The sequence below is a fragment of the Algivirga pacifica genome, assembly GCF_039543525.1.
Taxonomy (GTDB): domain Bacteria; phylum Bacteroidota; class Bacteroidia; order Cytophagales; family Flammeovirgaceae; genus Algivirga; species Algivirga pacifica.
Genome location: NZ_BAABJX010000002.1, coordinates 20,553 through 31,536, shown reverse-complemented (window position 1 = coordinate 31,536; position 10,984 = coordinate 20,553). Strand labels below are relative to the sequence as shown.

Below are 10,984 nucleotides of genomic sequence, written 5' to 3'. Positions count from 1 at the left end.
AACTACCATCCCCCACAGTGGACTTGCACCACCTAGCCAAATACCATGCACGGCACACTAAAAATAGGTCACACGCTAAAAAATAGTGGTGACCTGTTTCTTTTCTTTTAGTTCTATGAACCAGTCTATTTTCATTAGACTCACCTTACCACACACTAATCATGTATAACAGAAAGTATTGAAAATTAGACTTTTACAAGATATCGTGGAACACTTTTGGAACAGTTTTTTGGGGTGGATTTATCACTTAGTAAAGTAAGTTGTCTAACTTACTCTCCACTCAAATGTAACAACTCCAAGCTTTTCATGCTTTCAAAAAGAAAATCCAACCCCTACGCCAGTCCTCAAGCTATTCCAGGAGAAGTTAATCGGTTTGTTGGACGCATCTGCCAAGTATCCATCAGAGGAGGGGTCCGGTTTTACTTTAGCATCAAAGGTATATTCCCCTCCCACAAAAGCCTTCAGCACTAAAGGGCCTAAATATTGCTTCAATCCTATTTCAGGAAGAAGAGAAAGGGAGTTATTTTTAAAGCTTTCCGTCTGTTCTGAGGTATGTATATCATGTAGGTCAATCTTGCTGAGCAGATCCATCGTCGTAGAGTTGATTCCTGCAACAATTCCGACTTCAAAACTTAATCCCTTTCGGTTAATTCTCGATTCAGTTCTAGCGCTAACTCCTACTAAGGAGCGATGGATCAACTGTATTGAACTTATTTCTCCGGAGTAGTCCCCATAATGTAGTTTACCACCTGTAGAAGCCATATTGTAGTGTAATCCCATTCGCAAATCTCCTTTGACTAAAAAGGATACTTCTCCTCCGAATTGCCAGTAGGGAGGGAAGTTCTCTACGGTTTCAAGAGGAAGAGCTGACATGCTATTTTTTATGATCTGCTGAATACTGCGGGCACCAGTCATTTGATAAGCTCCCAAACCGGAGTAGACAGAAATTTCAACCTGTTGTGCGGAGACCTGAAACGATAAGGCAACCGAAAATAATAACAGAAATAAAGTGCGGAGGAATAAGGTGTTCATAAAAAAATAGTTATTCTACCTGTTGAACATGAAGTACCGTAGGGATATGCCGTTGAGGTGTCTGACCCGTCGAAAAATGCATAAACATTCGTTCATACCCTGTATATCAGCTTTTTGGTTTAAAGGTATAGGAATTATTTTATGAATCCATTTTATAAATGAATAAATATACTTTTTTTCTTAAATTGGCAGCCCTATTCATTAGATGCATATTTTGATTTTTTACACCATGAGAAGGTATACCCCAATCATTTTTTTTTATTGCACTTTATTTTCCCTGACAGGATGTCGCTACTTTCCGGATGCCACTTTTTACGATGAAGAGCTACAGCCGCTGGTGAAGGGAAAAGTAGATGTTTTCCTGAATGGGTCTGGGGCAGACAGCATCGTTTTATTTAGTGAGGAAACCGTTAGACTCAATATCGCAGCCGATGAAGGAAAGTATTTACTGGGCTACGAAATCTTTCTCGGAGGAAACCTTTTTCTTCCCAAAAAAGAAATTTCCGTGGAAAGTAAGGTTACGAACCTTAATATAGAGGCGCTGATTAAAGAAAGTAACCTACAAGAAGGTGATAATGAATTAAAAGTCATTGTTTATGCTACGTCGGGTTCCGGTAGTTTGTTGAATGCGCTGGGAGGAGAACAAGTGTATTGGGAGCAACTCTTTAATGTTATTTGGGATACTAGCTCGCCTAAACCTCTACAGATTGCCGTAGATACGACCGATGGTTTTGTCAACTTGAGCTGGTCTGTGGCTGAGCATCCCAATTTTAGCCATTATCAGGTATATGCACAGTTAAAGAAAGGGTGTCGATATGGCACTGACTTACCGGAACAGGTACTGAAGAGAATAGATGACCGTGAGAGTACTACTTTTCGGGATGAGACCTTCATTTGCGGAGAAGTAGTTTACCGGGTAGAAGCACATACCAAAAATAATCGTTCAAATGATGGAACGGTAAGTTTTAAGGCTTCTTTTGAACCTAATATTAAAATGACTTACCTCTACGAAAATACCGTAGAAATTACATGGGACGCCTCGGAACTTACAGGCCCGGAGCAAACGGTGAATTTTGAACCTTTTGATTATCGTACTCAGGAAAGGGTATTGATTCATCAGGTACCGTTTGGATACAGTTCGCTCGGCTTACAAATGACATTTTCTTCTCCTCCTACAGACGAGTACTATACTTATAAACATCCAGGGATTTATCGACCTCGTTTGGAAATTAAAGAAAAATTGGGAAGGTACTCGGAAGAGCAACACTATTATAGTAAGTCTCTTGGTGCTCATATTGTTAAGCTAGGAGGAAAGTGGAAGGTGCTAGATAAAAATGACCTGACAAGGGACGTTACTTTTGATGCTTCGTTATTGGGAGATTACACCAAAATATCCCCTTCTGGTATGCATGGGATCTCGGTGGATTTTTCGGATTCTACCATGTTATTAAAGGTATTTGCGTTTAAAGAACAGGAAATCAAGAGAAACTATAATATATATACGTTGTTTTCCGGTTTTTCTCTAAAGGATCATTACTCATTTTTGTATGCTATGCGAGTAGATGACCAGGGAAATATCATTGGCAAATGGAATGAGAAGCTTTATTGTATCCCTTTTGAAACATCAGAAGCAGCCTTCTTTATAGATAATGTCACGGATAATTTGGTCAAGATTTCCCCTGATGGGAAGTACGTCCTGACTCGTTATTCTTTATACAAAAAAGAGACGAATCGTTTTTCAAAAGTCAGTAATTTCACCTGGGATGGCGGACACCGATCGGACGCTTTCTTTAACTTTAATAATACAGAAGAATTATTCGTTATTGAAGATTTGGAGTCCATGAAAATCTGGGACTTATCGACTACTTCCATTAAGAGTGAAGCACCATTTTATGGATTTCTAAAGAGTAAAGGAGTCGACCCGGAAACCAACTCAGTAGTTCTGGTCACAGGAAACTATGAGAAGAAATATACGACAGGAACTGTCGTATATGACATTGATACGAGAACTTCCTTGAAAGTGTTTGAGCATATCGATCTAAATGAAATGGAATTTGGTAATTATCATCAGGACTATCAGCCTTTTTATAACTATACCATTTTTGATCCTTCACACGAAGGGGTTTATATGTATTTTTCTACCCTTGAGAAGTAAGCTGCAACTGGCGTGTAGAGTTACTCCCTTTGAGTGGAGAGTAGGTTAAAGAACTACGCCTTCGCACTACCAGATACTACAAAAATAAACTCTTCTACCCCACTATGATAGCAAGGCTATATTAATTTCCTTTTCGATCCAAGGGTACAGTCTTGAAGGAATCTCAAAATTAAAATGTTCCTAGTTGAAGAGCATATACTTGACCTGAAGTTTCACACCTAGATCACGGCAATGAACTACTTCTCGTAAAAAATCATCCCGGGACAGAGGGGTATCTTTCCAGATAGTGATGAGTAAATCTCGTGTCTTAATATGGCTATTTCTTGGATTCAAGTATTGAAGAAAGGCCTGAGGTTGTCGAAGAGAAAAAACGCTTCGGTGACCTTTGAGATAGACACAGTGATCGGAAAGAACCACAAAGGAGCATTGCTTACAGTCAATGACAGAGCCACAGGAATCGCTTGGATACAGCGACTGAAAGATAGAAATGCTGAGAAACTAGCAGATGCTCTGATTAGAGTTTTGAAGCCGTTTAAAGGCTTGATAAAGACCATTACTGCAGACAATGGAAAAGAGTTTTCGTGTCATGAACGTATCAGTAAAGAGCTAGGGGCTCAAGTATATTTTGTCAGGCCTTATCATTCATGGGAAAGAGGTGCTAATGAGAATATGAATGGATTGATTCGACAGTATTTTAAGAAGAGATCATCTTTCGAAAAGATCACGAATGAAGATGTGAGAAGTATTCAAGATATTTTGAATGAAAGGCCAAGAAAAAGATTTGACTTTATGACACCAAAAGAAAAATATCATTCAATCTTTAATCAAAAGAGACTGTAAAATAAACGCTGTCCGTAATTTCTAATTTTTATAATTTGCAACATTATGGACAAGCATCAAGACAAAGATTATCAGCAAAACGCAGAATTCAAAGCAATGCGCGACATGGCATTGGAGCAATTGAAGACAGGAAAATCCCTAATCAGGGAAGGTGGTGTTTTTGTCCCATTGCTAAAGCAGTTTCTGAACAGTGCCATAGAGGCTATGATCCCAATAAGAAAAATCCAGAGCCATTTTTAACTTTTATGATCTACGTAAAGCTGCATTTATAGGTTGACTGCAAAACATGTAAAATAGAAGGGCTAGCGATTCATTCGTTAGCCTTTCATTTGATACGAGCTTACAGTCTTCGCCTCCGTATAGATTATTTGCCAATTATTTAAAAATTGTTACGCTGCAGATCTTGAAAAGATGGTACTATAGCCAACCAAAAACTGGTGTCATTCTGGTGTTAGGCTTACCAAAGCTCTACCAAAATCACTAAAACCTGAATTTACCACACCACCTTATCGTTTCATAAGAGATTGAGAATAGGTGCATTAATAGCAAAAAGAAAAGGCCTCCATAGGAGGCCTCACCTTACCACACACTAACCATATCTATATAGTTCTATTTCTTTTCCCTGAATACCCCCTCAAAAAATGCATACAGCTGCTTGTGCTGTCCTCTTCGATCATAATGCTCCAACGCTGCCACCCGACCATTTTGTCCCATTTCGGCTAAGGCCTCAGGACCTTGTTGGGCTAGTTCCTGAATATGTTCTTTCAGTTGCTCAATATTCTGAGGGTGAGACACGTAACCACATTGATGTTCCTCAATAATATCGGCAGCCTCTCCCCCTCCACTGAACACAATAGGAAGACCTGCCGCCATACTTTCATACACCTTGGCCGGTAGCGTCCCTCTGATAACCCTTCTTTGGGAGATCAAAGCAGCATCATAAGTCGGAAGTAGTTCCGCAATCGCTTTTAGGGAAACGACCTCATGCAGAACGATTCCTCTATCTGGATTTTCTTTTAAAAATTCCTTTAGTTCTTTGGACTTGGCGCCGTCTCCGTAAATATGTAGCTCTGCGCCTAAGCTTTTAAAGTTGATTTGCTGGCATAAGGAAACGATTCCGTGAGCAACATTAAGCACTCCAGTATATACCAAACGAAAAGGTTTATTCTCTGTTATATCCCTGTATTCTTTGGGTTGAAATAAGCGGGTATCGACCCCTACCCTATAAATCAAGTCAATGGATCTACCCTCCTTTTCCAGATGTTGCTTGATTCCATTCGACTGGGCCACCAAAGCATCAGCCCGTCGGTACATCCAGGATTGTAGCTTTTTTAGGTTATGATACACCCATCCTTTATCTTGCATCAACCCTAGATCCACGATAGCCTCTGGCCATAGGTCGGAAATATTGAGGATTACCTTACCCCTGATCAGCCTTTTACATAGCAAAAAAAGCAAGGGTGTCATCATAGGAGGAGTCTGAATAAATAAGATATCCGGATTTCTTCTCAATAGATGAGGTAATGATCGAAGCATCGTAAGGCTCATGGAGATCATTCCGGCAAAACGTTTACTTCTTTTACTACTAAGATTGGAGGGATAGAGCCAATGTCTACGCACTGTCACTCCCTTTCGCTCTTCACGAACAAACAGTTGCTTCCTATACCCCTCTGGAATCACACCAATCGGGTAATACGGCATTGCAGTCAATACCTCTACATCACATCCTTGTTGCAATAAAAAATCCGCCAGATCTTCGAACAACAAAGGTGCTGCTCCAAAATCTGGAGGATAACTATGTGTTATAATCTCTATTTTCAATGCCCTCTTCACTTTATCGTTGTTGAGGCAGCTTGCGCTGCTGGTTGAGTAAAGCTTCGCTTTGTTGAGTTTCACCTTCGGTGAGTGGAGTAGTGGTTCAGAATAGCATATCTAGGTTGAATTACTAAAATGTTATACAAAAGGTTCCACTCCTTCTTCCCTTAGCGATCCACCTCTCCCATCACGACGTCAATAGATCCCATGATCGCAATCAAATCTGCCAAAGCGACACCTCTACTGATCTCTGGAAGTACGGATAGGTTACTAAAACTACATGCCCTTGCCTTCACTCTTACGGGCACATCGCTTCTGCCATCAGTACGGAAGAAGAAGCCTAGCTCACCCTTAGGGTTTTCAGCCCTTACGTAAAAGTCCATTTGCTTTGGACGTATCTTTTTAGGGACTAAGGCTTGAGGGTCAAAATCACGCGTACGTTTATGTTCCTTGGTCAGTTTCTCCAGACTTTGATCAATAATTTTCAGCGATTCCCAGCACTCTGCGACACGTACATAGGTACGATCCCAACAGTCGCCCACTGTACCCACTTCTCCTTTTCCTACTGGAACATCAAAGTCCAGTTCCGGATAGACCGAATAATTGTCGACCCTTCTCAGATCAAATTTCAGGCCACTACCTCTTAGCATCGGACCTGATACACCATAATTAATTCCTAAGTCCAAGGGTAGCACACCGACGTTAGCGGTACGCTCTACGAAGATTTTATTATAGATGATTAGCCCTTCCAGTTCTTTCAGCTTGGGGCGTAGGTAGTTCACAAACTCCATACACTTCTCCTCAAAACCTACCGGAAGATCATAGTACAAGCCTCCAATCCAGATGTAGTTATATAACATACGCGCCCCACTGGCCCACTCCAGCAAACGCTGAATATGTTCACGATCACGCATCATCCATAGGAATGGCGTAAAAGCCCCAATATCCAACCCATACGTACCAATAGCTATAAAATGAGAAGCCAAACGATTCAACTCGGCTACCAATACACGGATGTACTCTACTCGCTTGGGAATACGGTCATCAATTCCTAGCATACGCTCTACCCCCATGGCATAGGCATGTTCTGAGTTCATGGCCGCCATATAATCCATTCGATCTACGTAAGGAATCGTTTGATTGAACGCCAATGACTCCGCATGTTTTTCAAAACAGCGATGCAGGTAGCCCAAGTGTGGCACTACATCAACAATATATTCTCCATCCGTTACGACTTCCAATCGCAATACCCCGTGCGTAGAAGGGTGATGAGGGCCTAAGTTGAGGATCATCTCTTCAGAACGCAACTTGCTTTCGTCATAAAAAGCAGGAGCGGATTTTTCAAGGTTTTTCGGGTCGTATTGGTATTGAATCGCTCTACTCATTTTGCTATAATCATCATTTGTTGAACTGCCAAATATAGTAAGAAGAGGAAAAGGAATGTATTAATTCTTTAACAAATAGTATAATATTCATTCCGAACCCTTATTTTTGCAGTGTTTGAAAAAATTGCTATTTACTTTTTAACAACCCGTGACAGCGGTTTTGGTTCACCGTTCACGGCCTGAATTAATAAACAAACTATGGAAGAAGCATTGAAAGATATTGTTCTGATTACCCTTCCTGCTGCTATTGTTCTTTACGCAGTTTATATGGTAATCAAAGCCTTTATCAGCAGGGAATTGAATGGACAGGTTAGCAAGATCAAGTTGGAGCACAGCAAGACGACACTGCCCCTACGTTTACAGGCTTATGAACGCATGATTTTATACTTAGAGCGTATCGCTCCCAATAGTATCATCCCTCGATTGAACAGTAAGGAGTTTAATGTTGCTGAACTTCAGCACTTATTGATTGCTAATATCCGTGAAGAGTTCAATCACAATCTGGCTCAACAAATTTACATTGAAGAAAGCACGTGGAATATCATTCGTGATACACAAGAACAATTAATCGTACTGATTAATGAATCGGCCAATACCTTAAAGGCTGATGCGCCTTCTTATGAGCTTTCTAAAAAAATCATTGAAACCATCATTGAGCGAGATACTGATCCTACGCAATATGCCCGTTCATTAGTTCATCAAGAAGTGAAAACATTATTAGTCTAAGCGAGTTATCTTATTGGGTATGATATTCCCGGTGATGATTTGATAAAAAGTATACCCCAGGGCTTCTTAAAAGACTTGGGGTATTTTTTTTACGTTTTGTTCAAAATGTTTAATTGAGCTTCGCTCGTTCATGATGTTTAGTTGAGTTTATTGTTTGACTGTTAAAATTATATTCACCTTCGGTGAGTTGGATTGGTTCTTTTGACTTTTAAGAAGGTCTTAGCCTAGTTTAAGAGTTTAGTTTTCCTCTAAGTCAATTCACCGAAGGGGAATAGCATTTCAACAAAAAAACTCAACTAAACATCATGAACGAGCGAAGCTCAACTAAACAATATGAACATCATCTAAAAGGCTTCGTTCACATTCAGGTAAAACCCTTGTGCACCATATTTCCCCCACCCATAGTCAATGGTAATATTGGTTCTAGCCTTCTTGTCGATCATGACTCTCAAGCCTATTCCTGCAGCAGGATCTATATTCTCAAACAAATTAATATTGGCATCTCTGTTGGTCGCTGTCGTGGCATTTGCAAACACCACCGCTCCCCAGGTGTCTTTATTCTTTTGTAATGGAAAACGATACTCTAGCTCTCCATAGACCATATCTTGTCCTCTGAAACGCCCCTGAGCATATGCCCTACCGGAGCGTCCAAACTGATCCCAGCCAATGGCAGGTAAGTCCATGTAGGGCACCTCTCCACTCACTACTGTATTTCCAAAAGCCCATAAGGCCAGCAAATGCCGAGGACGATCCTTATCCAAAGAGAAATAATCCCTATACTCCGCCCAAAGCATGGTAGAGGATTTATCACTTCCAATAAACTCTGGATTCACCCGGAACGAAAGGAAAGCATATCGCCCGTCATAAGGATTGATAGGATTATCCCGGCTATCCAACAATACATTGAAAGAGACTCCCGAAAGGACATATTGCTCCGGATCAAACCCGTTATCAATAGAGTAAGCATAATGGGAGGTAATCGCTGGAGGAACTGTATCTAGGTCCAGTAGTTGATCTTCAATTTTATAATGAATATCCAAGTGATACCCTACTCCTGCAAAAAAGCGGGTATCCCCTATTCGCTTAAGGGCCGTTTCATGAAAACGGAAATAATTAAATTCCATCAGCTGAGCTACTTCAATACCATCTGAATAACTACCATCATCATACTCAAAGCCCGTAGAAACCAACTTGGAAGATTGATCTCCTGTGCCTAGCCCATAAGTAGGTTGAGAAAAAGCAAAGAAACGCCAATCGCCCATCAAGTTCCAACTATCATCCTTCAGAAAAACATTACTTTTCATCAGGAGCATGAACTGTTTCTTAGTGGTATAAAGCACTGTGGAGACAAAAAAGGAACGGCTGGTGGTCTCATTGGGTCCCATCATCCAACTGGCAGAAGGAGCCACTCCAAACATAAATCCTACGGCCGGATTGGCGGCCAATACAGGAAGAGGAACAAAAGAGAACTCACGAATCAATTTATCGGAATCTTCTTCAGGTTTAGTCGCAGTAGTATCCTGCTGTGCCAGCAAAGGGTGAATCCACAGGCATAGCAGGAAAAACAATAAGTGTTTTTTCATGGTATCGTTGGGTTAATAAAATTAGGGTTATAGGTATGTATATGTCATTATGAAGTTAAAAATAATCAGGCAATAACCTACAGAAACAGAAAAAGCTGTCATAATATGACAGCCTTTTCTGTTTCTGTAGGTTATATGATTACTTCTCCTCCACCAATTTATCAATTAGCAGGGTAAACTCTTCTACAAAGTGCTCATAATACTCTCCAGTACCTGGTCCAGAGAATCCTGTGTGAATTTGTCTTACCTTTCCAGAACGATCGATAATGATACTGGTTGGGAAAGACATCACATGATTTAGCATAGGTAATGAGGCCGCTGCTTCTGATGGTTGCCCGGCATAAAGTAGTTCATATTGAATATCAAAACGCTTTTTCATACGCTCCAATTTCTTTTTGGCTACCTCGAAATCATCCGTATTCTCATATCCCAAACCAATCACCTCAACACCTTTATCCTTATACTGCTTATAGAAAGGCGCCAAGAACTTTGTCTCGTCCATACAGTTAGGACACCAGCTTCCTAAGATCTGTACAATGACCACCTTATCTTTAAATTTTTCATCTTCCAGACTTACCTGCTTACCTTCTAGGTTTGGAAAAGAAAACGAAAGGCTTTCATATCCTTCTTTTAGATGTGTCAAAGTCGTTGGATCAGGAAGCTCTACTCCCGGGTCCAATGTAGCCTCCCACGTTCTGTATCCTGTTTTTCCTGACCAGAATTGCCCATTCGTAATTTTACCATCAGCAACCTCGGCAGTGAATAGATAAGCATGTGTACCATCAAAAGTCGATAGCTTCAGCGTTTTTCCATCAATAACACCTTCCAGAAAACGATAATCTCCTGTTTTGGTCAGGAATGTTCCTGTCACCTTAGAATCATTTTGCTTAAATACCCCTATAGCAGGAGTCTCTCCACCATCCTTCTTGGTGAACGTCACCTTCCATTTTCCTGTAATATTAGCTACTGGAGCATCTCCAATATCAAAACGGCTTGTTCCTTTTTCCGCTTTGAATGGCAACCCATAAGCTCCAATCTTTACATACTCTCCTTCCAGTCCATTCTCTCCCACTTTAGCTCTTAACTCTGCGTCAAAGATATGCATAGGCATAATTAGAGAGTCTCCTGTAAAAGTGATATTATCAATTAAAATCAGTTCTTCATCTGCTCCATTAATCAGGTAAGCTTCAACTTCTGCCTCATTATCTGCTTTTTTCAGTTCAAATAGAAAAGGCATATCTACCTTACCATCATTCAAACCAATAATACCTTTCCACTTGCCTACTAATTTCGACACCTTATCCTCTTTGCTTTCTTTTTGACATCCCCATAATAAACCTAGTAATAATAATGTCGTTGTAATTCTAATCAGTTTCATATGCTTTAATTTGTTGAGACGACTTATGTCGCTTGTTGAGTAGCACTACGTGCTGTTGAGTTTCACCTTC

The 10,984-nt window shown here is 40.5% G+C and carries 8 protein-coding genes and 1 pseudogene; 4 read left to right on the top strand and 5 right to left on the bottom strand.

Going from position 1 to position 10,984, the window contains the following annotated elements:
* Positions 1-312: 312 nt before the first annotated feature.
* Positions 313-1,032: a hypothetical protein gene (locus ABD985_RS00510; RefSeq protein WP_345368449.1), complete on the bottom strand. Its 720-nt coding sequence runs from the start codon at positions 1,030-1,032 to the stop codon at positions 313-315.
* 229 nt (positions 1,033-1,261) lie between these two features.
* Between ABD985_RS00510 and ABD985_RS00505 the strand changes: the two genes are divergently transcribed.
* From ABD985_RS00505 to ABD985_RS00495, 3 genes and pseudogenes are all read left to right on the top strand, one after another.
* Positions 1,262-3,187 carry a hypothetical protein gene (locus tag ABD985_RS00505; RefSeq protein WP_345368448.1) on the top strand — a complete coding sequence of 642 codons (1,926 nt, stop codon included), beginning with the start codon at positions 1,262-1,264 and terminating at the stop codon, positions 3,185-3,187.
* A gap of 312 nt (positions 3,188-3,499) precedes the next feature.
* Positions 3,500-4,027: an IS30 family transposase gene (locus ABD985_RS00500; protein ID WP_345368447.1), complete on the top strand. Its 528-nt coding sequence runs from the start codon at positions 3,500-3,502 to the stop codon at positions 4,025-4,027.
* Between the two features lie 45 nt (positions 4,028-4,072).
* A pseudogene (locus ABD985_RS00495) lies at positions 4,073-4,231 on the top strand (IS256 family transposase); the annotation flags it as partial.
* A gap of 405 nt (positions 4,232-4,636) precedes the next feature.
* On the opposite strand, the gene ABD985_RS00490 reads toward ABD985_RS00495, so the two are convergent.
* Together ABD985_RS00490 and ABD985_RS00485 are read right to left on the bottom strand one after the other, a co-directional pair.
* Positions 4,637-5,923 (bottom strand): glycosyltransferase family 4 protein, encoded by a 1,287-nt coding sequence (locus tag ABD985_RS00490; RefSeq protein ID WP_345368445.1) that lies wholly within the window; start codon positions 5,921-5,923, stop codon positions 4,637-4,639.
* Positions 5,924-6,009: 86 nt separating this feature from the next.
* Positions 6,010-7,227 carry an NADH-quinone oxidoreductase subunit D gene (locus ABD985_RS00485; RefSeq protein WP_345368444.1) on the bottom strand — a complete coding sequence of 406 codons (1,218 nt, stop codon included), beginning with the start codon at positions 7,225-7,227 and terminating at the stop codon, positions 6,010-6,012.
* A 198-nt stretch (positions 7,228-7,425) separates the two neighbouring features.
* Between ABD985_RS00485 and ABD985_RS00480 the strand changes: the two genes are divergently transcribed.
* Complete coding sequence (locus tag ABD985_RS00480) at positions 7,426-7,953, top strand: DUF7935 family protein (RefSeq protein WP_345368443.1); 528 nt, start codon at positions 7,426-7,428, stop codon at positions 7,951-7,953.
* Positions 7,954-8,297: 344 nt separating this feature from the next.
* Here ABD985_RS00480 and ABD985_RS00475 read toward each other — a convergent pair whose 3' ends face one another.
* Positions 8,298-9,536, bottom strand: a complete 1,239-nt coding sequence (locus tag ABD985_RS00475) for a BamA/TamA family outer membrane protein (RefSeq protein ID WP_345368442.1) — start codon at positions 9,534-9,536, stop codon at positions 8,298-8,300.
* A gap of 139 nt (positions 9,537-9,675) precedes the next feature.
* A complete protein-coding gene (locus ABD985_RS00470; RefSeq protein WP_345368441.1) occupies positions 9,676-10,914 on the bottom strand; it encodes a peroxiredoxin family protein in 1,239 nt (412 codons plus the stop codon).
* Positions 10,915-10,984 lie beyond the last annotated feature (70 nt).